Raw genomic sequence first — 26,264 nt, forward strand, 5'->3', positions numbered from 1 at the left:
GCATGCTAGAGATCGAAATCGACGGCCAGAAGGTGGAAGCGGCTCCGGGCAGCACCGTGATGGAAGCTGCGCGCAAGATTGGCAAGCACATTCCGCATTTCTGCTATCACAAGAAGCTTTCAATTGCCGCCAACTGCCGGATGTGTCTGGTGGAGGTGGAGAAAATGCCCAAGGCGGTGCCGGCCTGTGCCACGCCGGTGACGGCCGACATGAAGGTCAGCACCACTTCCGAGAAGGCGGTGAAGGCGCAGAAGTCCGTCATGGAATTCCTGCTGATCAATCACCCGCTGGATTGCCCGATCTGTGATCAGGGCGGCGAGTGTCAGTTGCAGGATCTGGCGGTCGGCTATGGTGCTTCGGGTTCGCGTTATCAGGAAGAGAAGCGGGTCGTTTTCAACAAGAATCTCGGGCCGCTGGTGAATACCGACATGACGCGCTGCATTCATTGCTCGCGTTGTGTGCGCTTCGGCCAGGAGATCTCGGGTGTCATGGAACTCGGGATTGCCAATCGTGGCGAACACTCGGAGGTGATGACCTTTGTCGACCGTTCGCTGGATTCCGAGCTTTCCGGCAATGCCATTGACCTCTGCCCGGTCGGTGCGCTGACCTCCAAACCCTTCCGCTTCGGTGCACGTACCTGGGAGATGGAACGGCGCAAGTCGGTGAGCCCGCATGATTCGCTGGGCGCCAATCTGCAGGTGCAGGTTAAGCACGACAAGGTGATGCGCGTGCTGCCGCTCGAAAACGAAGAGGTGAATGAGTGCTGGATCTCTGATCGCGATCGTTTCTCGTATGAGGGCCTGGATGCAGAGGATCGTCTCACCGTTCCGCAGATCAAGCATGGTGGCGAATGGTACAAGGTCGATTGGCAGACCGCGCTTGATTATGTTCTGCGCACCCTGAGCGACATCAAGGCCACCCACGGTGCCGAGCAGATTGCAGCCTTGGTTTCACCGCAGAGCACGGTGGAGGAGATGTATCTCGCGCAGAAGCTGTTGCGCGGGCTGGGTTCGGACAATATCGACAGTCGTCTGCGTCAGTGCGATTTCTCGCTTGATGGCAAGCGAGCCGGTGCGCCTTGGCTGGGCATGCCGGTGGCGGGCCTTTCGGCGCTCGATTCCGCATTGGTGATCGGCAGCTTCCTGCGCAAGGATCATCCGCTGATGGCTCAGCGTCTGCGCCAGGCGCAGCGTCGCGGCGGCAAGATTGCGCGCGTCAATGCCTGTGGCGACGACTGGCTGATTCCTCTGGCGGCTGAAGTCATTGCTGCGCCGGATAAGTTGGCAGCTTCGCTGGCTGCGGTGCTGGCCGCCGTATCCAGCAAGGCAGGCATTGCGCTTGCCGCCGGGTATGCTGACCTGGCAGGCAAGGCCAAGGTTGATGCAGCTGCACAAGCCGTTGCGGATGCTTTGCTGACGGGTGAGAAGCGCGCCGTGCTGCTGGGCAATCTGGCAGTACAGCATCCGAATGCGGCTTCGCTGGAATTGCTGGCCGCCGAGATTGCACGCATTTCAGGCGCGAGCTTCGGCTTCCTGGGCGAATCTGCGGGCACTGTGGGTGCCTATCTGACCAAGGCCGTGCCGCAATCCGGCCTGAATGCGGCGGCGATGCTGGCTTCACCTCGCAAGGCCTATGTGCTGCTGGGTGTGGAGCCCGAGCTGGATTGCGCCGATGGTGTGGCTGCTCGCGCAGCGCTCGATCAGGCTGCCAGCGTGATCTACATGGGCAGCTTCGCCGGTAAGGCCGCCGAATACGCCGACGTGATGCTGCCGGTGGCGCCTTTCACGGAGACCTCCGGCAGCTTTGTGAATGCCGAAGGGCGTGTTCAGTCCTTTAATGCCGTGGTCAAGCCCTTGGGCGAAACGCGCCCAGCGTGGAAGCTGCTGCGCGTGCTGGGCAATCTGTTTGGTTTGTCCGGTTTTGAGCAGGATTCTTCTGAAGTCGTGCGTGACGAAGTGCTGGCTGGAGACATCAGCGGGCTCTTGAACAACGCTGTGGCAGGTGTCGTTCCGAAGCTGGATGCCCCTGCTGCCGGTTTGCAGCGCATTGCGGACGTGCCGATTTATGCCTCCGACGCTCTGGTGCGCCGTGCGGCTCCTCTGCAGAAAACGCGGGATGCAGCCAAACCTCAGGCACGCATTCATCCAGAGACTTTGCAGTCTCTTGGTCTTGAGTCCGGTGCTGAGGTGGCAGTGGCCTCTTCTACAGGGAGGGTTACTTTGCGCGTGCTCAGCGATGAAGCCGTCCCGCACGGGGGCGTCAGGGTTTCTGCAGCTTGCGCCGCGACCATCGCGTTGGGCGCCATGTCCGGCGAACTGAAGGTGGAGCGCGCATGATGGACCAACTCCTGCAACCCTTTGCTTCCTTCTTCGGTCCGCTGTGGGTCGTGGTGTGGACGATGCTGAAGATCGTTCTCATCGTTGCGCCGCTGATGGGTGCTGTGGCTTACATGACGCTGGCCGAGCGCAAGGTGATCGGCTGGATCCAGGTGCGTATCGGCCCCAATCGGGTCGGGCCGCTCGGTTTGCTGCAGCCGGTGGCGGATGGTCTCAAGCTGCTGTTCAAGGAAATCATTTCGCCAGCCAAGGCCAGCACGGGTCTGTTCTTCCTCGGCCCGATCATGGCGATCGCGCCTGCCTTTGCTGCCTGGGCGGTGGTGCCTTTTGCCGATGGTCTGGTGCTGGCGGATGTGAATGCCGGCCTGCTGTTCCTGATGGCTATCACCTCGCTTGGGGTGTATGGCGTGATCATCGCGGGCTGGGCTTCCAACTCCAAGTACGCTCTGCTGGGAGCCATGCGTTCCGCCGCGCAGATGGTGTCCTACGAACTGGCGATGGGGTTTTCGCTGGTATGCGTACTGATGATTTCGGGTTCGCTGAACATTTCCGAAATTGTGGCAGGGCAGGGCGTCGGGCGATTTGCTGAGATGGGGCTCGGTTTCCTGAGCTGGAACTGGCTGCCCTTGTTGCCGATGTTCTTCGTCTACTTCGTCTCGGGTGTGGCGGAAACCAACCGTGCGCCTTTCGATGTAGTGGAAGGTGAGTCGGAGATCGTGGCCGGCCACATGATCGAGTATTCCGGCATGGCGTTTTCGCTGTTCTTCCTTGCAGAGTACGCCAACATGATCCTGGTGGCGGTGCTGACGGCGGTGTTCTTCCTCGGCGGCTGGCTCTCGCCGGTGAGCTTCTTGCCCGATGGCATCTGGTGGCTGCTGGCCAAGGCGTCGCTGTTGTTGTTTGTTTTCCTTTGGATCCGTGCCACGTTCCCGCGCTTCCGTTACGACCAGATCATGCGTCTGGGCTGGAAGGTGTTCATTCCCCTGTGTCTGCTCTGGGTGCTGGTTCTGGGCATCTGGATCATGTCGCCGCTGTCGATCTGGAAGTAAGCCATGGGTGCAGTCAAAGATTTTTTCGGCAGCGTTGTTCTGCTTGAGCTCTTCAAGGGTATGGCCCTGACCGGGCGCCATCTTTTTGCGCGCAAGATCACGGTGCAGTATCCCGAAGAGAAAACGCCGCAGAGTCCGCGTTTCCGTGGTTTGCATGCTTTGCGCCGCTACCCCAACGGGGAAGAGCGCTGCATCGCCTGCAAGCTGTGTGAGGCTGTCTGTCCGGCGATGGCAATCACCATCGAGTCGGCGCAGCGTGAGGATGGATCGCGCCGTACGACCCGTTACGACATCGATCTGACCAAGTGCATTTTCTGCGGTTTCTGTGAAGAGGCTTGTCCGGTTGATGCGATTGTTGAAACCCGGGTGCTGGAATACCACGGTGAAAAACGGGGTGACCTGTATTACACCAAGCAGATGCTGCTGGCTGTGGGGGATCGCTTCGAGAAGCAGATCGCCGAAGATCGTGCTGCCGATGCCCAATATCGCTAAGGCGAAAGTGCCACAGGCTTAATCGAGGAATTCATGGATCTTTCCTTCCCGACAATCTGTTTTTACCTCTTCTCGGCGATTCTGGTCTTCGCCGGGTTGCGGGTCATCACTGCGCGCAACCCGGTGCATGCCGTGCTGCACCTGGTGCTTGCCTTTTTCACTTCGGGCATGATCTGGATGCTGATGCAGGCCGAGTTCCTGGCGATTGCCATCGTGCTGATCTACGTTGGCGCGGTGATGGTGCTCTTCCTGTTTGTCGTGATGATGCTGGACATCAACATCGACAAGATGCGCGAGGGTTTCTGGCGCTACCTTCCGGTAGGGCTGGTGGTGGCAGGCATCATGGTTGCCGAAATGGCGATGGTGCTTAATGGCCGCTACTTCAGCACCGAGGTCATTCCCGCGCCGGCGGAGCTTGACGCTGGAGTCAGCAATACGCAGGAACTCGCCCGTCTGATCTTCACTGATTACGCTTACCCCTTCGAGCTTGCTTCGCTGGTGCTGCTGGTCGCTATGATTGCAGCGGTGATGCTGACCTATCGTCGCCGCGAGAGCACACGTCATCTGGATCCCGCCAGGCAGATTGCCGTGAAGGCCCGCGACCGACTGGTGATCCACTCGATCGCCGCCGAGAAGGAAGAAGTAAACCTTGGTTCTGGAGATTCCGACAAATGATGGCGCCGCTTTCTCACGTCCTCATCCTCGGGGCAATCCTGTTTGCGATCAGCGTGGTGGGGATCTTCCTCAATCGAAAGAATCTCATCGTGCTGCTGATGGCCATCGAGTTGATGCTGTTGGCTGTGAATATGAATTTCGTGGCTTTTTCCAGCTATTACGGCGACGCCGCCGGGCAGATCTTCGTTTTCTTCATCCTGACCGTGGCTGCTGCTGAATCGGCTATCGGGCTGGCGATCCTGGTTGTGTTGTTCCGCAACCTGCGCTCGATCCATGTGGATGACCTCGACAGCCTGAAGGGTTGAGCACCAGATGAGCTCCATGCAGAAACTCTATCTTCTTGTTCCTCTGGCTCCGCTGGCAGGGGCGATTCTTGCGGGATTGTTCGGCCGGATGATCGGCCGCACTGCTTCGCATGTGGTGACCATTCTGGGTGTGGCGACTGCTTTGATTGCGTCGTTCTTCATTTTTCAGGATGTCCAGGCTGGCAATACTTTCGAAGGCGCGCTGTATACTTGGGCTACTAGTGGTGGCATCAAGTTCGAGGTTGGTTTCTTGATTGACAGCCTGACCGTGATGATGATGCTGGTGGTGACCTTCGTGTCGTTGATGGTGCACATCTACACGATCGGCTACATGAGCGAGGATCCCGGTTATCAGCGTTTCTTCAGCTACATCTCGCTGTTTACCTTCGCTATGTTGATGCTGGTGATGAGCAACAACTTCCTGCAGCTGTTTTTCGGCTGGGAAGCCGTGGGGCTCGTTTCCTATCTGCTGATTGGTTTTTGGTACACCCGCCCGACTGCAATTTACGCCAACCTCAAGGCCTTTCTGGTGAACCGTGTGGGGGACTTCGGTTTCCTGCTGGGAATCGGCCTGATCGCAGCCTTTGCCGGCACCCTGAATTACGCCGAAGTGTTCGCCAAGGCTCAGGATCTGCTGCAACTAACCGTGCCGAATACCGGCTGGCCGATGCTGACCGCTATCTGCATCTGTCTCTTCATCGGTGCCATGGGCAAGTCGGCTCAGGTTCCGCTGCATGTCTGGTTGCCGGATTCAATGGAAGGCCCGACGCCGATTTCTGCCCTGATTCACGCGGCAACGATGGTGACCGCTGGCATCTTCATGGTGGCCCGCATGTCGCCGTTGTTCGAGCTGTCCGAAACCGCACTCTCATTCGTGATGGTGATCGGCGCGACCACGGCCTTGTTCATGGGCTTTCTGGGCATTGTCCAGAACGACATCAAGCGCGTGGTGGCCTATTCCACGCTCTCACAACTGGGTTACATGACTGTTGCGCTCGGCGCCTCGGCTTATTCGGCGGCGGTGTTCCATCTGATGACCCATGCGTTCTTCAAGGCCCTGCTGTTCCTGGGGGCCGGCTCCGTGATTATTGGCATGCACCATGATCAGGACATGCGAAACATGGGCGGGCTGCGCAAGTACATGCCGATTACATGGCTGACTTCGCTGCTGGGATCTTTGGCGCTGATTGGCATGCCGCTGTTCTCCGGGTTTTATTCGAAGGATGCAATCATCGACGCGGTCCATCATTCCAGCATTCCAGGCGCTGGTTACGCGACTTTTTGCGTACTGGCAGGCGTCTTCGTGACTGCCTTCTATTCCTTCCGGATGTATTTCCTGGTCTTTCATGGCGAAGAGCGTTTTGGTCATGTCCATAATCATCACGGCGATCACGCAGACGAAGAACTGGCAGACGATCATCACCATGGGCTGGCCCCGGGTCAAAAGCCGCATGAGTCACCCTGGGTGGTTACGCTGCCGCTGATTATGCTGGCCATTCCTTCTGTCCTGATTGGTTTTGGGACCATTGAACCAATGCTTTTCGGCGACTGGTTCAAGGGCGTTATCCACATTGCTCCGGCGCATGACACGCTTGCTGAGTTGCGCGAGTCCTTCCATGGCGGCTTTGGCATGGCCCTGCATGGGCTGAAGACTGCCCCGTTCTGGTTGGCTACGGGAGGGGTGTTTACTGCTTGGCTTTTGTATCTGAAATTTCCGCACATGCCAGCGCTGATTCAGAGGCGACTATCCTTTGTGCATCGTGTGCTGGAGAACAAGTACTACTTTGATCGCTTCAACGAGATCGTCTTTGCAGGTGGTGCGCGCTTGTTAGGGCGCAGTCTCTGGAAAGGGGGCGACCAGATGTTGATTGATGGTGTACTGGTCAATGGTTCTGCGGCTTGTGTCGGCTGGGTTTCGCGCCTCTCGCGCGTGATTCAGAGCGGTCTGGTTTATCAGTATGCTTTCTGGGTAATCATTGGCGTAGTGACCCTGCTTGTCCTGTGGTGGCCCATCTTGCGCCCCGAGTCGTGAAAGCCTGACGCTTAAAAGAATCCACGGATATATCTGATGACCATTCCTTATCTCAGCCTCTCGATCTGGATTCCGATCTTTGGCGGACTGTTGACCCTGTTTGCCGGAGCGGATCGCAATGCTCCGGTAGCACGTGCCATGGGCTTGATCTTTGCATTGGCCGGTTTCTTCGTAACCTTGCCGTTATATGCGGGGTTTGATGCGTCCAGTAGCGCGATGCAGTTCGTTGAATTTCGCAACTGGATTGTTTATTTCAATGCGCACTATTCGTTGGGTGTGGACGGCATCTCAATGCCCTTCATCGTGCTCAACAGCTTCATCACTGTGATCGTGGTGATAGCCTGTTGGGAGGTGGTCCAGGTCAAGGTGGCGCAGTACATCGCTGCTTTCCTGATCATGTCCGGCCTTATGAATGGCATCTTTGCTGCTCAGGATGGCTTGTTGTTTTACGTCTTCTTCGAAGCGTCGCTGATTCCTTTGTATCTGGCGATCGGCATCTGGGGTGGTCCCAATCGCGTATATGCAGCCATCAAGTTCTTTCTCTACACGCTGCTTGGCTCCTTGTTGATGCTGCTGGCCTTCATTTATCTATTTATGGAGTCTCGTGGTAGTTTTGAACTGGCTGACTGGCACGCCCTTAAGCTTGGAATGCAGGCTCAATCTTGGATTTTCTGGGCTTTCCTCGCTTCTTTTGCAGTGAAAGTGCCGATGTGGCCTGTACATACCTGGCTACCTGATGCACACGTAGAGGCGCCTACCGGTGGTTCCGTAGTGCTGGCTGCCATTGCGCTGAAGCTTGGTGCTTATGGTTTCCTGCGTTTTTCCTTGCCGATCGTGCCAGATGCATCGCAGGTGATGGCCCCGCTAATCATTACTCTGTCGCTGATCGCTGTGATTTATATCGGCTTTGTAGCAATCGTGCAGGCGGATATGAAGAAACTGGTTGCCTACTCCTCGATCTCTCATATGGGTTTCGTGACACTAGGTTTCTTCATGTTCAATCCGCTTGGCATGGAAGGCGCATTAGTGCAGATGATTTCGCACGGGTTTGTTTCGGCAGCCATGTTCCTTTGCATCGGTGTGCTGTATGACCGCATGCACAGTCGTGAGATCGCTGATTATGGCGGCGTCGTGAACTCCATGCCCAAATTTTCTGCGCTCTTCATGCTGTTCTCCATGGCGAATGCGGGCTTGCCTGCAACCAGCGGTTTTGTGGGCGAGTTCATGGTGATTCTTGGTGCTGTGAAATTCAATTTCTGGGTGGGTTTCGCGGCAGCTAGCACGCTGATTCTTGGTGCGGCCTATACCCTCTGGATGTATAAGCGTGTCGTATTCGGTGCGGTGGGCAACCCCCATGTGGCCGAACTTACAGACATTAACAAGCGCGAGGGCCTAATGCTCGCCGTGCTGGCGATCTGCGTACTGGTGATGGGCCTTTATCCCTTCCCGGTCACGGAGATCATGCATGTTTCCGTGGCAGACCTGCTAAAGCACGTTGCCGCTGGAAAACTGTGAGCAAACTGGATTAGGCGAATTCGCACAGGCGCATGATGGACTTTCAAATTCCGAATTTCGTACCACTCATTCCTGAACTCATCTTGGCCGGGATGGGTTTGGTCATCCTGCTGGCAGTTGCTTTTTCTCGCTGCTATGCGAACACGATTGCCTACTATCTGACCCAGGCTTCCTTGATCTCAGCCATGGCTGGTGTCGTGATGGTGAGTTCTGAACTGGATGTCACTTTTGGCCAGATGTATCTCTACTCGCCTCTGGGGGATTTGCTTAAGCTGGCTACCTGTGTTGCCGTGGGACTTGGTCTGCTTTACGGCCGTCGCTACATGCAAGATCGCAAGATCGAATCTGGCGAATATTATCTGCTGGTTCTATTTGCCACACTTGGCGTGATGGTTTTGATCTCTGCGGGCAGCCTGCTGACTGTGTATGTTGGTCTTGAAATGCTCTCTTTGAGTTCGTATGCGTTGGTGGCCGTGAATCGGGACTCGGTGCGTTCCACCGAGGCCGCGATGAAGTACTTTGTTCTTGGTGCTTTGGCTTCCGGTTTGCTCCTGTATGGGATGTCCATGGTGTACGGCGCCACTCAGTCGCTGGGTTTGATCGAAATTGGTCGAGCACTGTTCGAGCAGCAAGCTGCAAATCGCACTATTTTGCTGTTTGGCTTAGTGTTTCTGGTTGCAGGCGTCTCCTTCAAACTCGGTGTGGTCCCTTTCCATATGTGGATGCCTGACGTTTATGAGGGGGCGCCCACGCCGGTCACCCAGTTCATCGCAACCGCCTCAAAAATCGCGGCCTTTGCAATGGCATGCCGTTTGTTCGCTTTTGGTTTATGGGACCTGATGGACCATTGGAAACAGATGCTTTTGATTGTGGGCATTGCTTCGATCGTGTTGGGTAACATCGCCGCGATTGCACAGACCAACATCAAGCGCATGCTGGCTTATTCAGGCATTTCTCATATGGGCTTCATGTTGTTGGGGTTCGTCTCGTCGACTACAGCCAACCCTCATCATGCTTACGCTTCTTCACTGTTCTATGTTTTGACCTATGCACTGACTACGCTTGCGGCTTTCGGCATCATCAATCTGATGTCTCGGGCAGGTTTTGAATCTGAAAATCTCGAAGATCTGCGAGGTCTCAATAAGCGAAGTAGTTGGTGGGCGGCCATGATGGCGGTCGTGATGTTCTCGATGGCAGGCATTCCTTTTTTTGTGGGTTTCTTTGCCAAATTCTTCGTGCTTCAGGCTTTCTGGCAGGCCGGCTACGCCGTGCTGGCAGTCGTGGCTGTGCTAATGTCTTTGATCGGTGCTTACTACTATTTGCGCGTTGTTAAGATCATGTTCTTTGACGAGCCTACGATTACGGACGCTTTGCCGGCGACTCGTTTTACCCGCATCGTACTGTCAGGTAATGTTTTGATGCTTGCTGCCTTGGGGCTCTTTCCCAGCTTGCTGATGCAAATTTGCGTGGTGGTGATGCAGGCCTCGCTCTGATCACTGAGGCTCAAGTCAAAAAGCCAGCTTTTCGCTGGCTTTTTCTTTTTTGGTCGTTTGGAGCACTGAGAATGGATTTGACGGAACGATTGATTGAGGGTGGGCGGGTCTTTGAGGGGAAGCTACTTGAGGTGCGTAGGGACCGGGTTGCATTACCTGATGGGGGAGAGGCTCTGCGTGAATATGTGCAGCATCCTGGTGCTTGCGTGGTCATAGCGGAAGTCCGGCCGGGGGTTCTGATTTTTGAGCGGCAGTTTCGTTATCCCGTGGGGCAGGTTTTTATTGAAATGCCCGCAGGCAAGATTGATCAGACAGACTCTTTGCTAGGGTGCGCGCAACGCGAATTACTGGAGGAAACGGGTTATAGCGCTAGTAGTTGGCAGCATGTAGGGCGAATGCATAACTGCATTGGCTACTCGAATGAAAAAATAGAGATTTTTCTGGCTCGTGAGTTGTTACCGGGTAAGCCGGAGCTTGATGAAGGTGAGTTTGTTGAGGTATTTGAAATGTCTCTGGATGAAGCTGAACAGGCCGTGCTAGACGGCCGTATCACGGACGCAAAAACAATTACCTGCCTCTTCTGGGCCCGACGCCTTCTTTAGCCCTGATGGACAAACAGGCAGTGTGCGGATTCAACTGATTGAATCACTCTTTCACAGGGTGTAGGGTGGCTTGTCATCACTCCGGTACGAGGGACACGGACATGCCAGATACACAGGACATTCGCACTTTGGCTCTCCTCGGGCATTCAGGATCCGGTAAAACTACCCTTATCGAGCAACTCTTGACGCTGGCTGGGGCCATCCCCCAAGCGGGAAGCGTTGAAAAGGGGACGACTGTCTGCGATTACGACCCGCTAGAAAAAGAGCATCAACACACAGCCAAGCTTGCTCTTGCGCAGCTCGATCAAGGCGAGGTGAGGGTTCAGTTGCTCGATACGCCGGGTTTTCCTGATTTTGCTGGTCAGGCGATGGCTGCACTGGACGCCACAGAAACAGTCGTGACCGTCATTAATCCTCAGAACGGCATCGAGATCAGCGCCTCGCGCGCCATGCTATGGGCCCAGACGCGCAAATTGTGTCGAGTTGTCGTAGTCAATCGTATTGATACTGAACGTCTTGATTTGCCTGGCTTGATAGAAGACCTGCAGTCAGCATTTGGTCGTGAGTGTTTGCCGATCAATTTACCGGCTGATGGTGGTCGCAGGGTTGTTGATTGTTTTTTCAGTTTCGCTGGAGACGTAACCGATTTCTCAAGTGTCAGCGAAGCACATCAAGCGATCATCGAGCAGATAGTGGAGGTTGACGAAGGCTTGACTGAGCGTTACCTGAATGGCGAAGAAATAGCCCCTGAAATTCTACATGATGCATTCGAACAAGCATTGAGAGATGCACATTTGATTCCTGTCCTGTTCACCTCTGCGCGTAGCGGAGCAGGGTTAAAAGCATTTCTGGATTTTGTTGTGCGTTTGGCTCCCAGTCCGTTTGAAGGGAATCCTCCCCTTTTTGAGAGATGGCCTAATGGAAATTCGGAGCTTGCCCAGCCTTTGCGTGCGTCCCACTCGCCAGTTGAACATGTAATTGCACATGTTTTCAAAGTCGAAGTCGATCCTTACATGGGCAAAATAGCCTGTCTGCGCATTCTCCAGGGGACGATTACACCGGAGAGCCTGCTGTATGTCGGAGATGGACGAAAGCCTTTCAAGGTGACTCATCTACATCGGGTGCAGGGCAAGCAACTGCTTTCTATAGCAGAGGCAGGGCCGGGAGAAATCTGTGCCATTACCAAGCTGGATGAGTTGTTCTTTGGTGCGGTTTTGCATGATGCGCCTGAAGACGCATTGATTCATTTCAAGCCCTTGCCTTTACCTCATGCTGTGTATGGACTTGCTGTGCGTGTGAAACGGCGAGGGGAGGAACAAAAACTGGCGGAGGTTCTGCATCGCCTTGCTGTTGAGGACCCTGGCTTGCAAGTCGAGAGTGATCCTACAACACATGAAGTTGTTATTCGCGGGCTAGGCGAATTGCATCTTGGGAGGGTGCTTGAGCGTATGAATTCGCAATACAAACTTGAGGTGGAGTCTCATCCCCCGACTATTCCGTATCGAGAAACGATAACCCATGGTGCCGAGGGGCATCATCGACACAAAAAACAAAGTGGCGGTGCTGGTCAGTTTGGCGAGGTGTTTCTGAGAGTCCTGCCGCTAGGTCGTGGTGAAGGATTTCGTTTTAAAGATGAGGTTAAGGGGGGGGCGATTCCTGGGGCTTTCATTCCAGCTGTAGAGAAGGGGGTGCGTGCCGTGTTGGAGTCAGGGGCCATTGCTGGATTTCCGGTTCAAGATATTGAAGTCACCGTTTATGACGGAAAAACCCACCCAGTGGATGGGAAGGAAATAGCCTTCGTGACTGCCGGGCGGAAGGCTTTTCTGGATGCAATGAAAAATGCACGCCCGGTTGTGCTTGAGCCCTTGGTTAATCTGGAGATTCTCGCGCCGGATTATACCTATGGGGATATTTCTGGAGAGATTTCCGCAAGGCGCGGACAGGTGACCAATACAGGAAACGCTCGTGCTGGAATGGTCGCCATCAACGCGCGAGCACCACTTTCTGAGTTGTCAGATTTTCAGGGGCGGCTAAAGGCTCTCACAGGCGGCCAGGGGAGTTACACGCTGGCCATGTCCGATTATGAAACGGCACCACCAGCCGTGCAGCAACAACTGATGGCTGCGTTTAAGCCAGGAGAGGAAGACTGATTTTGGGGTTTAGATTGAAAAAACGATTAAGAGTTGGGGCGTTTCAATCTTAGATTGGGCGTTGCGCACGCATCAGATAATTTACATCCGTATCTCTGCCTAGCGAATATATCTTGCTGAAAGGGTTGTAGGTCATCCCTATCAGTTCCTGTGCGTCAAGCCCGGCAGTGCGAAGATGCTCGGACAGCTCTGACGGTTTGATGAACTTTGCGTAATCGTGTGTGCCGCGTGGCAGCATGTTTAGAACGTATTCTGCGCCGATTACAGCGAACAGGTAGGCCTTGAAATTTCTGTTCAGTGTTGACAGAAAGACGTGCCCTCCTGGTTTGACCAGTTTAGCGCAAGCTCGCACGATACTGGCAGGATCTGGGACATGCTCCAGCATTTCCATGCAGGTGACTATATCGAAACTGTCTGGCTGCTCGGTTGCCAGTGCTTCGGCTGACACTTTATGGTAATCGACCTGCTGTCCGCTCTCGAACAGATGTAAGCGAGCTACTGACAGAGCCTTGTCTGAAAGATCAATGCCGACAACTTTGGCGCCGCGTCCAGCCATGCTTTCGGCCAAAATCCCGCCGCCACAACCAATGTCCAGTACGCTCTTCCCCTTGAGCGAAGAGTGTTGGTCTATCCATTCCAGGCGCAGGGGGTTTATTTCGTGCAGCGGGCGAAATTCGGAGTTCGGATCCCACCAGCGATGGGCGAGCTCGCTGAATTTGGCGAGTTCTTTTTCGTCGGCGTTAGGGCTCATGGTCTGTACTTTGGGCATTAAAGGATAGTAACGAGAACGTCAGTGAGATGTGCTTATTTTCTATTTTAAGAAAGAAGGGGGTGAGATGTTTGGCTTTTATGACATGGATGCTGAAAATAAAAAAGCCCAGCTTTAGCTGGGCTTTTTCAGGCGTTCGGCAAATTACTTGCTGCCGACAGCTTCCAGTTCAACGCGACGATCAGCGGCCAGGCAATCAACCAGCTTCTTGTTCTTGCCGTTTTCTGCGCCCAGTTTTTCGCAGGTCTTGCCGGTCACCGGTTGGGTTTCGCCCTTGCCTTCGGTGTAGACCTTGTTAGCGGGGATGCCCTGGCTAACCAAGAAGTCCTTCACTGCGGCGGCGCGCTTTTCAGACAGTTTCTGGTTGTAAGCCGGGGAACCGATGCGGTCAGCGTGACCTACAGCGATCACCACTTCCAGCTGGGTCAGAGTCTTGGCGTCTGCCGCAAACTTGGCCAGGCCGCTCTTGCCTTGATCGGTCAGGTCTGCCTTGTCATAGGCGAACACTGCATCGGCCGGCAAGCTGACTTTCTGAGCAGCAGGAGCGGCGGCGGCGGGAGCAACTGGAGCAACCGGAGCTGCCGCAACCGGAGCAGCAGCCTTCGGCTCTTCCTTGATTTCACCGCATTCGACGCCGACCGGGACACCCTTCTCGGTCAGAACGCTCTTGATGAGGTCAGTGGAGTAGTTGCTGGAACGCAGGCAGTTACCGAGACCATCCTTCTCAACGATATTGCCGGAGCCGATGATGTACGGTTGAACCGGAGCGGACTTCACCACGATCTGGGCTTGGGCACCGGCGGTAAAACCTGCGATGGCGGCCAGAATGAACAGTTGCGATTTTTTCATATTCTCCTCGTTGCAAGGCTGGTTGCGAACTCAATTACTGGACAGAGCGGCTTGCCGATGCCCCCGAATTACACTTCTCAAAACTTTGCTTCCTTAATGCGCAGACTTTTTACTCTGCGCATTGAGCTTGACGGCGAGTGCCTATCAGCGCTTCGCGGCATTCTGCCACAGGCTGGAAACACGCAGCAATTCATTGTTGCTGACGTGCAACAGATTTCCGGCTTCGATGCGCGAATTGCCATCTGCCCAAACGTCTGTGTCTGCCGGCCGTCTCACGACATGTACGAAGTGTGTAGCAATGTCATGCCAGTGGGAACCTGATTGAGTCCAATTGGAATTGCACAAAGGTCTGGGGTGCGCAGCCTCTTTGAAAGGCTTTGCTCTGAAGGTCGCAGTGTGTAGAACTTGATGTTCTGGCATGTTTTCTGGATTTTTTTGCCCGTCAAGCTGACTAATGCAGTTTTTTGAGTCGGGTCGAATCGGCCCTTGCTGGTGGCGCATTTGCCCTCTCATTCACATCGCGTCACCGCATAGCAGCGGTTAATGTGGTGAGCGTCCTGCTGTTTGTGCCTAGACTTCATGCGCCGCCATGCTAGCTCTTCTTGCGTGGTGTTAGCTGCTTAGGCGGGAGGGTGTCGGCGCGCTTTGGAGTTCAGCTCTGCAAGCAGGGCGGTTGATTTGCTGAAAGTGGAAGCAGCCGAGGCGGGAAGGGCCGCATGTTACAATCGCCAGCTTTTAGCGCCTTCAACCGGACCTCCTTTTAGCGCCTATGAACTCATTTGCCAAGGAAACGCTGCCGATCAGTCTAGAGGAAGAAATGCGCCACTCCTACCTAGATTACGCAATGAGCGTGATTGTGGGGCGTGCGCTACCGGATGTGCGCGATGGCTTGAAGCCGGTACACCGTCGGGTTCTGTATGCGATGCACGAGGCGAATAACGCCTGGAATCGCCCCTACGTGAAGTGTGCTCGCGTGGTTGGGGATGTGATGGGTAAGTTCCACCCCCACGGCGACTCGGCTATTTACGACACGCTGGTGCGCATGGCGCAGGACTTCTCTCTGCGCTACACGCTGGTGGACGGGCAGGGCAACTTTGGCTCCATCGATGGCGATGCTGCAGCGGCCATGCGTTATACCGAGTGCCGTCTCGAGAAGGTTGCTGCCGATCTGCTGGCTGATATCGATAAGGAAACGGTCGATTTTCAGCCTAACTACGATGGCAAGGAACTTGAGCCTACGGTTCTGCCAACCCGTATCCCCAACCTGCTGATCAATGGTTCGGCCGGGATTGCGGTGGGTATGGCGACGAACATCCCGCCGCACAATCTTTCGGAAGTCATCGAGGCTTGTCTGACGCTGCTGGCGAATCCGGAAACGGATATCGAAGAGTTGATCCGTATCGTGCAGGCGCCTGACTTCCCCACGGCAGGTCTCATCTACGGTCTGCATGGCGTGCATGAGGGCTATCGCACCGGCCGCGGACGAGTGGTGATGCGTGCGCGCACCCATTTCGAAGATATGGAAAAGGGCAATCGTCAGGCAATCATCGTTGACGAGATTCCTTACCAGGTGAACAAGAAGACCCTGCTCGAAAAAATCGCCGAGCTGGTCAATGAGAAGCGTATTGAAGGTATCTCCGATCTGCGTGACGAGTCCGACAAGTCCGGCATGCGTATCGTGATCGAACTCAAGCGTGGCGAAGTGGCTGAGGTTGTGCTGAACAATCTGTTCAAGCAGACCCAGTTGCAGGATACCTTTGGCATGAACATGGTGGCGCTGGTCGATGGCAAGCCACGTTTGCTGAACCTGCAGCAAATGTTGGAGTGTTTCCTTGCGCACCGCCGTGAGGTGGTGACACGGCGTACCGTGTTCGAGTTGCGCAAGGCGCGTGAGCGAGGGCACATCCTTGAAGGTCTGGCCGTTGCTTTGTCCAATGTTGATGAAATCATCGCCCTGATCAAGGCCGCGCCGACTCCAGCGGATGCCAAGCGGGAGTTGATGGAGCGCATGTGGCGTTCTCCGCTGGTGGAGGAAATGCTGTCTCGAGCCATGTCTGACAGCTATCGCCCCGAGGGGCTGGCGCCTGATTTCGGTTTGTCGGCGCAGGGCTATCGTCTCTCCGAAACTCAGTCGCAACGCATTCTGGAAATGCAGCTGCAGCGCCTGACCAATATGGAGCAGGACAAGATCGTCGGCGAGTATCGTGATGTGATGGCTGAGATTGCCGATCTGTTGGACATCCTGGCCAAGCCGGCGCGTATTACCGCGATCATCGATACCGAGTTGCGCGCCATCCGCGAGCAGTTTGGTGATCCCCGCAAGTCCGAACTGGTGCTGAATACGGCAGATATCAATATCGAAGATCTGATCGCCCAGGAAGACATGGTGGTAACGCTATCGCATACGGGCTACTTCAAGCGCCAGCCGCTGGCCGACTATCGTTCGCAGAAGCGCGGCGGGCGTGGCAAGCAGGCAGCGGCAACCAAGGAAGATGACTGGATCGATCAGCTCTTCGTGGCGAATACCCATGATTACATCCTGTGCTTCTCGAATCGAGGGCGCTTGTATTGGCTGAAGGTGTATGAGGTGCCGGAGGGGCAGCGCAATGCGCGCGGCAAACCCATCGTCAATCTGTTCCCGCTGGTTGAAGGCGAAAAGATCACTGCCGTGTTGCCGGTCAAAGAGTTCGATGAGGGTCATTTCGTCTTCATGGCAACCGCGCAGGGTACGGTGAAGAAAACGCCGCTGACTGATTTTTCCAATCCGCGCAAGGCCGGCATCATCGCTGTGGGCCTCGATGATGGTGACTATCTGATTGGCGTAGCGATCACTGATGGCGATTGCAATGTGATGCTCTTCTCGGATGCTGGCAAGGCTGTGCGTTTTGATGAGAAGGACGTGCGCCCGATGGGTCGTACTGCTCGTGGCGTGCGCGGCATGATGATTGAAGATGGTCAGAGCGTGCTGTCCATGCTGGTGGCGCATGGCGAAACGCAGAGTGTGCTGACTGCGACCGAAAACGGTTACGGCAAGCGCACCAATATCGGTGAATACACCCTGCATGGCCGTGGTACCAAGGGCATGATCGCAATTCAGTCTTCGGAGCGTAACGGCAAGCTGGTGGCTGCTGTGCTGGTCGATCCGACCGATCACGTGATGCTGATTGCCGATAACGGCGTGTTGATCCGTACGCCGGTGAAGGATATCCGTGAGCTGGGCCGCTCGACTCAGGGTGTAACCCTGATCAACCTGGATGATGGCGCGCGTCTCTCTTCGATCGAAAAAATCGTTGAGACAGATGATGAAAACCTCGAAGGTGATGTGGACGGTGCTGATGGCGCAGAGGGCGCAACGGAATGAGTGATGCGATGGCCGATGAACTGCTGAAGCTGCGCGGCGAAATCGATCGCCTCGATGCTGAAATTCTTGAGCGTCTAGCTGCGCGTGCTCGTTGTGCGCAGCGTGTTGGCGAAGTGAAGCGTGGCCCGCTGTATCGCCCTGAGCGCGAGGCGCAGGTGCTGCGCAATATTGCCGCGCGTAATCCGGGGCCGCTGTCCGATGAAGCGGTGCAGCGGATCTTCCGCGAGATCATGTCCTGGTGTCTGGGGCTAGAGCAGCCTTTGCGCGTGGCGCACCTTGGGCCGCGCGGCACCTTTACCGAGGAGGCCGCCGGCAAGCATTTTGGGGGCTCTCCGGCCTTACAGCCGATGGCGACTATTGATGAAGTCTTCCACGCCGTCGAGGCCGGTGCGGTGCAATACGGCGTGGTGCCGGTGGAGAACTCCACTGAAGGTGCTGTGAGTCGTTCGCTGGATCTGCTGTTGTCGGGTAATGTCTCCGTGTGTGGAGAGGTGAGTCTGCGCATCCGCCAGAATCTCATGACGCGCGCCGGCAGCATGGCCGGGGTCAAGCGGATCTATTCACATTCCCAGTCGCTGGGGCAGTGTGCAGACTGGTTGGCCAATCATGCTCAGGGCATCGAGCGCTTGCCGGTGTCGAGCAATGCCGAGGCGGCGCGTCTGGCTTCCGAGGATCCGGAGGCCGCGGCGATCGCCGGTGAGCGTGCTGCGCAGCTCTATGCGTTGCCGGTTCTCTTTGCAAACATTGAAGATGATCCGAATAACACCACGCGTTTTTTGATCATCGGTCAGCATGACGCAGGAGTTTCCGGTAAGGACAAAACCTCGCTGATCTGCTCGGCACCGAACCGCCCTGGCGCAGTTTTCGGGCTGCTTCAGCCCTTCGCTGACAAAGGTGTGAGCATGACCAAGCTGGAGTCGCGCCCGTCGCGCACCGGTTTGTGGGAATACGTGTTCTATGTCGATATCGAAGGCCATCGCGAGAGCCCTGCTGTGGCTGAGGCGCTCAATGCACTGGTTGATCGTGCCGCTTTCGTGAAAGTGCTTGGCTCCTACCCGGTTGCCGCTATCTGAACTGCTGGAGTCCGGAATGACTGTTGCACAACGCGCTCCCGAACATATTCGCGCCATCTCCCCTTACGTCCCGGGCAAACCCATCGGCGAGCTGGCGCGAGAGATGGGGCTGGACGAAGCGAAAATTGTCAAACTGGCGTCCAATGAAAACCCTCTCGGCATGAGCCCGAAGGCCCGCGCTGCGATGGAGGCGGCATTGGATGGCCTAGCGTTGTATCCGGATGGCAATGGGTTTGCATTGAAGCATGCTCTGGCGGCAAAGCTTGGTGTGAGTACGGATAGCCTGGTGTTGGGAAATGGCTCCAATGATGTGCTTGAGCTTGCTGCCCGAGCCTTTATTCCGGCCGGAGCCAGTGCAGTGTTTGCTCAGCATGCGTTTGCGGTCTACCCATTGGCTGTTCAGGGGGTGGGCGGCCGTTGCGTTGAAGTACCGGCGCGTTTTTTTGGGCACGATCTGGCCGCCATGGCGGACGCCATCGACGTTGATACGCGGATCGTATTCATAGCGAATCCGAATAATCCGACTGGCACTTTCCTGCCGGGGCCGGTCATCGAGGACTTTCTCGCCCGTGTGCCTACTGATGTACTGGTCTTGCTGGATGAGGCCTATAACGAATACCTGCCGCCCGAGCTGCGTTACGACAGCGTCAGCTGGATCAAGCGTTTTCCGAACCTGCTGATTTCGCGCACATTCTCCAAGATTTACGGTTTGGCCGGTCTGCGTATGGGATATGCGGTGGCTCATCCGACCGTGGCGGATCTGATAAATCGCGTGCGCCAGCCTTTTAACGCCAACAGCCTGGCGCTTGCAGCGGCTGAGGGCGCGCTGAGTGATGATGAGTTCCTAGAGCGCAGCTTTGAGACCAATCGTGCGGGTATGGCTCAACTGATCAGGGGGTTCGATGCCTTGAATCTGCAGCACATCCCCTCGGTGGCCAACTTCCTGACCTTCCGGGTGGGGGATGGCGCGGGGGTGAATCGGCGCCTTCTGCAGCGTGGGGTGATCGTGCGTCCGGTTGGCAACTATGGCATGCCTGAGTGGCTGCGCGTGACCATCGGCTTGCCGGTCGAGAACGAGCGCTTCCTTGAGGCCTTGGCTGAAGCATTGAAGGGCTGAGATGTTCAAGCGTGTGGTGATCTGTGGCGTGGGTCTGATCGGCGGATCTTTTGCGCTGGCCTTGCGTCAGGCTGGGCTTGTGGAAACGCTGGTTGGAGTGGGGCGCCGTCGTGAAACGCTGGAAGAGGCGCAGCAACTGGGGCTGATTGATGAAATCGCCACGGACTGGGCGGTGGCCCTGAAGGGCGCAGATCTGCTCCTGCTGGCCATGCCGGTGGGGCAGATGTCTGCCGTTATGGCAGCTGCCGCGCCACATCTTGAGCCGCAGACCCTGGTGACCGATGGTGGTAGCACCAAGGCTGATGTGTTTGAAGCTGTCTATAGCCATCTGAATCATTGTCTGGCCAACGTGGTGCCGGCCCATCCGATTGCTGGAGCTGAGAAAAGCGGCCCTTCAGCAGCCTTTGCAGAGCTTTATCGTGGCAAGCGTGTGGTGCTCACACCTTTGCCCGAAAATGCTCCAGAGTCGATCGAGCGTGTGCGGGCAGCTTGGGCTGCCTGCGGTGCGGTGGTCAGCCAGATGAGCCCGCAGGATCATGACCGTGTGTTTGCAGCGGTGAGCCATCTGCCGCATTTGCTGGCTTTCGGACTGGTGCACCAGATTCAGGGGCGTGGTAATGCCGAGCAGTTGTTCGGCTTTGCCGCATCAGGCTTCCGCGACTTCACGCGGATCGCTGGCAGTCACCCGGAAATGTGGCGCGATATCTGTGTGGCCAACCGGCACGCCCTGCTGGCTGAACTGGATGCCTACCTGACTGAGCTGGCCTATCTGCGTGCCTTGCTGATGCAGGGTGACGGGGCCGGACTTGAATCCCTGTTTGCCGAGGCCTCTGCTGCGCGCAATGCTTGGGCAGAGAAGTATTTGAAATAAGCCGTAGGCTTGATATTGAGGAACTGCCCGCGCTTCGAACTGGCTTTCAAGGCTGAAACGAAGTTGCTGCATTCCCGGAGAAGTGGATACAGATGGAATTCCTTGACCTCAAACCCCTGACGCATGCTCAGGGTGTCGTGCGCTTGCCTGGCTCGAAGAGCATTTCCAATCGCACGCTGCTGTTGGCCGCTCTTTCGGAAGGGGTGACCGATATCCGCGATTTGCTGGGTTCGGACGATACCGACCGCATGCTTGAAGCCTTGCAGACCCTCGGCGTGGCAGTCACAAAAACGGGTGACAAGGATTATCGCGTCGCGGGGGCGCCCGTAGGCTTTGCCAATAAGGATGCTGACCTGTTTCTTGGCAATGCGGGCACTGCATTCCGTCCGCTCACGGCAGCGCTGGCGCTCGCGGGGGGCTCTTACAAGCTTCACGGCGTGCCGCGCATGCATGAGCGGCCTATCGGGGATCTGGTTGAGGGCTTGCGTCAGATTGGTGCGGATGTCGAGTACCTCGGCAGCGAAGGTTTTCCGCCGCTGCAGATCCGCCCCGCCGACATCAAGGCTGGCGGCGTGGTGCGGATTCGTGGAAACGTCTCCAGCCAGTTCCTGACTGCCTTATTGATGGCTCTGCCGACCACTGGTGTCGAGACGACCGTTGAGGTGATCGGTGAGCTGATCTCCAAGCCCTATATCGAGATCACCCTGCGTCTGATGGCGCAATTCGGCGTGAAGGTCGAGCGTGAGGGCTGGCAGCGTTTCGTGATCCCCGGCGGCCAGCGCTATGTTTCTCCGGGCACGGTGTACGTTGAAGGTGATGCCTCGTCGGCCTCCTACTTCCTTGCCGCAGGTGCCATTGGTGGTGGTCCGGTGCGGGTTGAAGGTGTGGGGCGCAACAGCATCCAGGGTGATGTTGCCTTCGCCCAGGCGCTGGAAGCGATTGGTGCGCAGATCGAAATGGGCGAGAACTGGATCGAAGCCCGCGCGCCGGCAAGCGGCAAGCTGCGCGCTTTTGACATGGATTTCAACCACATTCCGGATGCGGCGATGACTCTTGCCGTGGCGGCGCTCTTTTGTGATGGCCCGTGCCGCCTGACCAATATCGGCAGCTGGCGCGTCAAGGAAACCGACCGCATTGCGGCGATGGCGACCGAGCTGCGCAAGGTTGGCGCCACGGTGGAGGAAGGTGAGGACTGGCTGCGCGTGACGGCGCCTGCTGCGCTTACGGCACAAGCCGCCGTCGACACCTATGATGATCATCGCATGGCCATGTGTTTCTCGCTGGTGGCACTGGGTGGTGTGCCGGTACGGATCAACGACCCCAGATGCACGGCCAAGACTTTTCCTGAATATTTCGAGGTGTTCGCCTCGGTAACGAAGTAAGACTATGCAACAGACTCTGATTGAACTTCTTGATGCGCGAGTTTCCGCCGCGCTGGCTGCCGTCGGTTGCGAAGGCGCTCCGGCAGTGATTGCGCCGGCCGGCCGCCCTGAATTCGGCGATTACCAGGCCAATGGTGTGATGGGGGCCGCCAAGGCGCGCAAGATGAATCCGCGCCAGCTCGCCAGCGAAGTGCTTGAAAAGCTCGATCTGGCAGGCATTGCTAGCAAGGTTGAAATTGCCGGCCCGGGTTTCATCAACATCACGCTGGCGCCGGAATTTCTGGCTGCTCTGGCGCACGAAGCGATGGCCGATGCGAAGCTGGGCGTGCCGCAGCCGGTATCGCAGCGGGTGGTGGTGGATTACTCCTCGCCGAATCTGGCCAAGGAAATGCACGTTGGCCATCTGCGTTCGACCATCATTGGTGACGCCTTGGCGCGGGTGCTGCGTTTCCTCGGCCACGAGGTGATTGCGCAGAACCATGTGGGCGACTGGGGTACCCAGTTCGGCATGCTGACGGCCTATCTGATCGAGGCCGAGCAAGGCGGCGAAGCCACACTTGCGTTGAACGACCTGGAAGACTTTTATCGCCGTGCCAAGCAGCGTTTTGACGCGGATGAGGCTTTTGCGACCCACTCGCGCGAATACGTGGTAAAGCTGCAGGGCGGGGATGCGCAGGTCAACGCCTTGTGGCAAAAGTTCCTCGACGTGTCCCTGCATCACTGCGAAGCGGTCTATGAGAAGCTGGGCGTGGGGCTGACGCGTGCCGACGTGCGCGGCGAGAGCGCCTACAACGATGATCTGCCGGTGGTGGTGGCTGACCTTAAGGCCAAGGGACTGGCAGTCGAGAGCGAAGGCGCTCAGGTGGTCTTTCTCGAAGAGTTCAGCAACAAGGAGGGCGAAGCACAGGCCTATATCGTGCAGAAGCAGGACGGCGGTTATCTGTATGCCACGACCGACCTGGCTGCCGTGCGCTATCGCGCGGCCACGCTCAAGGCAGACCGCGCCCTCTATGTGGTGGATGCTCGGCAGGGCCTCCACTTTCAGCAGATGTTTACCGTCAGCCGCAAGGCGGGCTACGCGCCGCAGGGCATGCAGCTGGAGCACGTCGGTTTCGGCGTGATGCTGGGGGAGGACGGCAAACCCTTCAAGACTCGTACGGGCGGCACGGTCAAGCTGGCTGAGTTGCTTGAAGAGGCTGAGCACCGCGCTTTTGCTCTGGTCAGTGAGAAGAACGCGAACATGCCCGAATCCGAACGCCGGGCAATAGCGGCTGCGGTGGGCATCGGTGCCGTGAAGTATGCCGATCTCTCGAAGAACCGTAACAGTGATTATGTGTTCAGCTGGGACAGCATGCTGGCTTTCGAGGGCAATACTGCGCCCTATCTGCAGTATGCCTATACCCGAATTGCTGGAGTGTTCCGTCGGGTTGAGCACTTCGACGCAGCAGCGCCCATCGTGCTGGAGGAGGAAGCCGAGCGTCAGCTGGCCTTGGCTCTGGTCCGCTTCTCGGAGGCGTTGCATTCTGTGGCGCGCGAAACCATGCCCCACTTCCTGTGCGCCTATCTGTATGAGCTGTCTGGTCAGTTCATGCGTTTCTACGAAGCGTGTCCTGTGCTCAAGAGTGAGGGCGCGCTGCGTGATAGTCGCCTGCGTCTGTGTCGCCTGACCGCAGATACGCTCAAGACGGGTCTTGGCCTGCTGGGAATTGGTGTATTGGAGGCGATGTGATGGTTCCGGTGCTTGCGATCGACGGGCCGACTGCTTCAGGCAAAGGTACGGTGGCTGGGCTGGTGGCTGAGAGGCTGGGCTGGCATTTTCTGGACTCTGGCGCCATTTACCGCGTGCTGGCTCTTGCCGCAATCAAACGTGGAGTGGGTCTGACGGATGAAGCCGCGTTGGCTGCACAGGCCAGCGCGCTGGACGTTGCCTTTGAACGTGGCGCGATTTTGCTTGAGGGTGAGGATGTGTCGTTGCAGGCCCGGCGTGAGGAAACCGGTAATTCGGCTTCCAAGATCGCAGCCCTGCCGGCGGTGCGTACTGCGCTACTGGAGCGCCAGCAGGCTTTCCGGGTGGCGCCGGGCTTGGTGGCTGACGGGCGTGACATGGGGTCGGTGGTTTTTCCCGGGGCCTTTCTCAAAATTTTCCTGACGGCGAGCGTTGAGTCGCGCGCCGAGAGACGTTATAAGCAGTTGATCGCAAAGGGTTCGACTGCTAGTATCGACGATCTTCTGCGCGACCTTAGGGAGCGTGACGCCCGTGATACCTCACGGTTGGTCGCTCCTCTGAGGCCGTGTGAGGACGCGGTTTTGCTCGACACCACAACGCTTTCCATTGATGAGGCAGTGCACTTTGTGCTGAATCTCGCCATGCAGCGCGGAGCAGGGCAAGCCGCTTGAGTTCCGGCGGTTTGCAGACAGGCCCGGTTTTCTCCGGCCTGATTCTGTAGGTCCCCCGGGTTTTTTACTTCTTTTTTCCGCCGTGCTTGCACGGTACCGAGTCCCTTTATGTCCAACATTGAAAGTTTTGCCGACCTCTTCGAGGAAAGCCTGAACCGCCAGGAAATGCGCGCTGGCGAAGTTATCACGGCTGAGGTTGTACGTATCGACCAGAACTTCGTGGTTGTTAACGCCGGCCTGAAATCCGAGAGCTACATTCCCCTGGATGAATTCCGCAACGATCGCGGTGAGCTGGAAGCCACCCCGGGCGATTACGTCCAGGTTGCCATCGAGACCCTGGAAGACGGCTACGGCGAAACCCGCCTGTCGCGTGACAAGGCCAAGCGCATTGCCGCTTGGAACTTCCTCGACAAGGCTCTGAACGATGGCGCTCTGGTCAAGGGCGTTGTGACTGGCAAGGTCAAGGGCGGCCTGACCGTCATGACCAACGGCATCCGCGCTTTCCTGCCGGGTTCCCTGGTCGATATGCGCCCCGTCAAGGACACCACTCCTTACGAAGGCAAGGAATTCGAATTCAAGGTCATCAAGCTCGATCGCAAGCGCAACAACGTGGTTGTGTCGCGTCGCGCCGTGCTTGAAGTGACCATGGGTGAAGAGCGCCAGAAGCTGCTCGAAACCCTGGCCGAAGGCACCGTGGTTAAGGGTGTGGTCAAGAACATCACCGACTACGGCGCATTCGTCGACCTGGGCGGCATCGATGGTCTGCTGCACATTACCGATCTGGCCTGGCGCCGTGTCCGTCACCCGTCCGAAGTGCTGGCTGTGGGCGACGAAGTGACCGCCAAGGTCCTGAAGTTCGACCAAGAAAAGAACCGCGTTTCGCTGGGCATGAAGCAACTGGGCGAAGATCCGTGGGTCGGCATCTCGCGTCGTTACCCGCAGAGCACCCGTCTGTTCGGTAAAGTTACCAACATTACTGACTACGGCGCATTCGTTGAAGTCGAGCAGGGCATCGAAGGCCTGGTTCACGTATCCGAGATGGACTGGACCAACAAGAACATCCACCCGACGAAGGTTGTCCAGCTGGGCGACGAAGTCGAAGTGATGATCCTGGAAATCGACGAAGAGCGTCGCCGCATCTCGCTGGGCATGAAGCAGTGCCAGGCGAACCCGTGGGACGAGTTCGGCGAAAACCACAAGAAGGGTGACCGTGTGCGCGGCGCCATCAAGTCGATCACCGACTTCGGCGTGTTCATCGGCTTGCCGGGCGGCATCGACGGCCTGGTGCACCTGTCCGACCTCTCCTGGAGCCAGACTGGCGAAGAGGCCATCCGCAACTTCAAGAAGGGTGACGAGCTGGAAGCTGTCGTGCTGGCCATCGACATCGAGAAGGAGCGTATCTCGCTGGGCGTGAAGCAGCTGGATGGGGATCCCTTCACCTCCTACGTGGCCACCCACGACAAGAACACCCTGATCAAGGGCGTTGTGAAGTCAGTGGATGCCCGCGGTGCCGTGGTGGATCTGGGCGGTGATCAAGAGGGTTACCTGCGCGTTTCCGAGTTCTCCCGTGAGCGCGTGGAAGATCTGACGACCGTGGTGAAGGTGGGCGATGAGCTCGAAGCCATGATTATCAACGTGGATCGCAAGACCCGTTCGATCAACCTGTCGATCAAGGCCAAGGATCAAGCCGAGCAGAACGAAGTGATGCAGAAGTTCTCTGCTGATACCGGCTCTGCAGGTACGACCAACCTTGGTGCATTGCTCAAGGCGAAGCTCAATAGCGCTCAGCAGTAAGC

The 26,264-nt window shown here is 56.8% G+C and carries 19 protein-coding genes and 1 pseudogene; 18 read left to right on the top strand and 2 right to left on the bottom strand.

The genetic code is table 11. The annotated features are described in order from the left end of the window. The first annotated feature begins 2 nt into the window (after window positions 1-2). The 10 genes from nuoG to fusA all read left to right on the top strand — a co-directional run bounded on the left by nuoG (window position 3) and on the right by fusA (window position 12,649). Window positions 3-2,336 (top strand): NADH-quinone oxidoreductase subunit NuoG, encoded by a 2,334-nt coding sequence (gene nuoG / locus HJ583_RS06375; RefSeq protein ID WP_170021112.1) that lies wholly within the window; start codon window positions 3-5, stop codon window positions 2,334-2,336. Then, window positions 2,336-3,385 (top strand): NADH-quinone oxidoreductase subunit NuoH, encoded by a 1,050-nt coding sequence (nuoH, locus tag HJ583_RS06380; protein WP_170021351.1) that lies wholly within the window; start codon window positions 2,336-2,338, stop codon window positions 3,383-3,385. Before nuoG ends, nuoH begins: the two co-directional genes overlap by 1 nt. 3 nt (window positions 3,386-3,388) lie before the next feature. Beyond that, window positions 3,389-3,877, top strand: coding sequence for an NADH-quinone oxidoreductase subunit NuoI (nuoI, locus tag HJ583_RS06385; protein ID WP_170021113.1), 489 nt, complete (start codon window positions 3,389-3,391; stop codon window positions 3,875-3,877). A gap of 33 nt (window positions 3,878-3,910) precedes the next feature. After that, window positions 3,911-4,552 carry an NADH-quinone oxidoreductase subunit J gene (locus tag HJ583_RS06390; RefSeq protein WP_170021114.1) on the top strand — a complete coding sequence of 214 codons (642 nt, stop codon included), beginning with the start codon at window positions 3,911-3,913 and terminating at the stop codon, window positions 4,550-4,552. After that, window positions 4,552-4,857, top strand: coding sequence for an NADH-quinone oxidoreductase subunit NuoK (gene nuoK / locus HJ583_RS06395; RefSeq protein WP_101943213.1), 306 nt, complete (start codon window positions 4,552-4,554; stop codon window positions 4,855-4,857). Before HJ583_RS06390 ends, nuoK begins: the two co-directional genes overlap by 1 nt. 7 nt (window positions 4,858-4,864) lie before the next feature. Continuing rightward, window positions 4,865-6,889, top strand: coding sequence for an NADH-quinone oxidoreductase subunit L (gene nuoL, locus HJ583_RS06400; protein WP_170021115.1), 2,025 nt, complete (start codon window positions 4,865-4,867; stop codon window positions 6,887-6,889). A gap of 33 nt (window positions 6,890-6,922) precedes the next feature. After that, on the top strand, window positions 6,923-8,404 hold the full coding sequence (locus HJ583_RS06405; RefSeq protein WP_170021352.1) for an NADH-quinone oxidoreductase subunit M: 1,482 nt from the start codon (window positions 6,923-6,925) through the stop codon (window positions 8,402-8,404). Window positions 8,405-8,439: 35 nt separating this feature from the next. Further along, complete coding sequence (gene nuoN, locus HJ583_RS06410) at window positions 8,440-9,897, top strand: NADH-quinone oxidoreductase subunit NuoN (RefSeq protein ID WP_170021353.1); 1,458 nt, start codon at window positions 8,440-8,442, stop codon at window positions 9,895-9,897. 71 nt (window positions 9,898-9,968) lie between these two features. Next, the gene (locus HJ583_RS06415) at window positions 9,969-10,499 is read left to right on the top strand and encodes an NUDIX domain-containing protein (RefSeq protein WP_170021116.1); all 531 of its coding nucleotides are present in this window, start codon (window positions 9,969-9,971) and stop codon (window positions 10,497-10,499) included. A 101-nt stretch (window positions 10,500-10,600) separates the two neighbouring features. Then, window positions 10,601-12,649: an elongation factor G gene (gene fusA / locus HJ583_RS06420; protein ID WP_170021117.1), complete on the top strand. Its 2,049-nt coding sequence runs from the start codon at window positions 10,601-10,603 to the stop codon at window positions 12,647-12,649. Between the two features lie 49 nt (window positions 12,650-12,698). Here the strand turns inward: fusA and ubiG are convergent, their stop codons facing one another. Continuing rightward, on the bottom strand, window positions 12,699-13,400 hold the full coding sequence (ubiG, locus tag HJ583_RS06425; RefSeq protein ID WP_170021118.1) for a bifunctional 2-polyprenyl-6-hydroxyphenol methylase/3-demethylubiquinol 3-O-methyltransferase UbiG: 702 nt from the start codon (window positions 13,398-13,400) through the stop codon (window positions 12,699-12,701). Window positions 13,401-13,562: 162 nt separating this feature from the next. After that, window positions 13,563-14,267 carry an OmpA family protein gene (locus tag HJ583_RS06430; RefSeq protein ID WP_170021119.1) on the bottom strand — a complete coding sequence of 235 codons (705 nt, stop codon included), beginning with the start codon at window positions 14,265-14,267 and terminating at the stop codon, window positions 13,563-13,565. A gap of 769 nt (window positions 14,268-15,036) precedes the next feature. On the opposite strand from HJ583_RS06430, the gene gyrA reads away from it, so the two are divergent. The 8 genes and pseudogenes from gyrA (at window position 15,037) to rpsA (ending at window position 26,262) form a co-directional block, all read left to right on the top strand. Then, window positions 15,037-17,628 carry a DNA gyrase subunit A gene (gyrA, locus tag HJ583_RS06435; protein WP_170021120.1) on the top strand — a complete coding sequence of 864 codons (2,592 nt, stop codon included), beginning with the start codon at window positions 15,037-15,039 and terminating at the stop codon, window positions 17,626-17,628. An 8-nt stretch (window positions 17,629-17,636) separates the two neighbouring features. Further along, window positions 17,637-18,701 carry a prephenate dehydratase gene (gene pheA, locus HJ583_RS06440; protein ID WP_170021354.1) on the top strand — a complete coding sequence of 355 codons (1,065 nt, stop codon included), beginning with the start codon at window positions 17,637-17,639 and terminating at the stop codon, window positions 18,699-18,701. A gap of 16 nt (window positions 18,702-18,717) precedes the next feature. After that, entirely contained in the window at window positions 18,718-19,818 is a 1,101-nt protein-coding gene (hisC, locus tag HJ583_RS06445; RefSeq protein ID WP_170021121.1) for a histidinol-phosphate transaminase, read from the top strand. A 1-nt stretch (window position 19,819) separates the two neighbouring features. Continuing rightward, window positions 19,820-20,689 (top strand): prephenate dehydrogenase, encoded by an 870-nt coding sequence (locus tag HJ583_RS06450; protein ID WP_170021122.1) that lies wholly within the window; start codon window positions 19,820-19,822, stop codon window positions 20,687-20,689. Between the two features lie 92 nt (window positions 20,690-20,781). Further along, a pseudogene (gene aroA / locus HJ583_RS06455) lies at window positions 20,782-22,068 on the top strand (3-phosphoshikimate 1-carboxyvinyltransferase); the annotation flags it as partial. A 7-nt stretch (window positions 22,069-22,075) separates the two neighbouring features. Further along, window positions 22,076-23,800 (top strand): arginine--tRNA ligase, encoded by a 1,725-nt coding sequence (gene argS / locus HJ583_RS06460; RefSeq protein ID WP_170021124.1) that lies wholly within the window; start codon window positions 22,076-22,078, stop codon window positions 23,798-23,800. Beyond that, a complete protein-coding gene (gene cmk / locus HJ583_RS06465) occupies window positions 23,800-24,468 on the top strand; it encodes a (d)CMP kinase (protein ID WP_170021125.1) in 669 nt (222 codons plus the stop codon). Before argS ends, cmk begins: the two co-directional genes overlap by 1 nt. Before the next feature lie 108 nt (window positions 24,469-24,576). Continuing rightward, window positions 24,577-26,262, top strand: coding sequence for a 30S ribosomal protein S1 (gene rpsA, locus HJ583_RS06470; protein ID WP_170021126.1), 1,686 nt, complete (start codon window positions 24,577-24,579; stop codon window positions 26,260-26,262). Window positions 26,263-26,264 lie beyond the last annotated feature (2 nt).

The organism is Uliginosibacterium aquaticum (assembly GCF_012972705.2).
GTDB classification, from domain to species: domain Bacteria; phylum Pseudomonadota; class Gammaproteobacteria; order Burkholderiales; family Rhodocyclaceae; genus Uliginosibacterium; species Uliginosibacterium aquaticum.

What these genes read in the sequence shown, in the direction of transcription:
- hisC (WP_170021121.1), top strand. Translation starts at nt 18,718, where the DNA reads ATGACTGTTGCACAACGCGCTCCCGAACATATTCGCGCCATCTCCCCT.
- HJ583_RS06415 (WP_170021116.1), top strand. Translation starts at nt 9,969, where the DNA reads ATGGATTTGACGGAACGATTGATTGAGGGTGGGCGGGTCTTTGAGGGG.
- gyrA (WP_170021120.1), top strand. Translation starts at nt 15,037, where the DNA reads ATGAACTCATTTGCCAAGGAAACGCTGCCGATCAGTCTAGAGGAAGAA.
- HJ583_RS06430 (WP_170021119.1), bottom strand. Translation starts at nt 14,267, where the DNA reads ATGAAAAAATCGCAACTGTTCATTCTGGCCGCCATCGCAGGTTTTACC.
- ubiG (WP_170021118.1), bottom strand. Translation starts at nt 13,400, where the DNA reads ATGAGCCCTAACGCCGACGAAAAAGAACTCGCCAAATTCAGCGAGCTC.
- cmk (WP_170021125.1), top strand. Translation starts at nt 23,800, where the DNA reads ATGGTTCCGGTGCTTGCGATCGACGGGCCGACTGCTTCAGGCAAAGGT.
- nuoI (WP_170021113.1), top strand. Translation starts at nt 3,389, where the DNA reads ATGGGTGCAGTCAAAGATTTTTTCGGCAGCGTTGTTCTGCTTGAGCTC.
- argS (WP_170021124.1), top strand. Translation starts at nt 22,076, where the DNA reads ATGCAACAGACTCTGATTGAACTTCTTGATGCGCGAGTTTCCGCCGCG.
- nuoG (WP_170021112.1), top strand. Translation starts at nt 3, where the DNA reads ATGCTAGAGATCGAAATCGACGGCCAGAAGGTGGAAGCGGCTCCGGGC.
- HJ583_RS06450 (WP_170021122.1), top strand. Translation starts at nt 19,820, where the DNA reads ATGTTCAAGCGTGTGGTGATCTGTGGCGTGGGTCTGATCGGCGGATCT.
- nuoK (WP_101943213.1), top strand. Translation starts at nt 4,552, where the DNA reads ATGGCGCCGCTTTCTCACGTCCTCATCCTCGGGGCAATCCTGTTTGCG.
- nuoL (WP_170021115.1), top strand. Translation starts at nt 4,865, where the DNA reads ATGAGCTCCATGCAGAAACTCTATCTTCTTGTTCCTCTGGCTCCGCTG.
- pheA (WP_170021354.1), top strand. Translation starts at nt 17,637, where the DNA reads ATGGCCGATGAACTGCTGAAGCTGCGCGGCGAAATCGATCGCCTCGAT.
- nuoH (WP_170021351.1), top strand. Translation starts at nt 2,336, where the DNA reads ATGGACCAACTCCTGCAACCCTTTGCTTCCTTCTTCGGTCCGCTGTGG.
- fusA (WP_170021117.1), top strand. Translation starts at nt 10,601, where the DNA reads ATGCCAGATACACAGGACATTCGCACTTTGGCTCTCCTCGGGCATTCA.
- rpsA (WP_170021126.1), top strand. Translation starts at nt 24,577, where the DNA reads ATGTCCAACATTGAAAGTTTTGCCGACCTCTTCGAGGAAAGCCTGAAC.
- nuoN (WP_170021353.1), top strand. Translation starts at nt 8,440, where the DNA reads ATGGACTTTCAAATTCCGAATTTCGTACCACTCATTCCTGAACTCATC.
- HJ583_RS06390 (WP_170021114.1), top strand. Translation starts at nt 3,911, where the DNA reads ATGGATCTTTCCTTCCCGACAATCTGTTTTTACCTCTTCTCGGCGATT.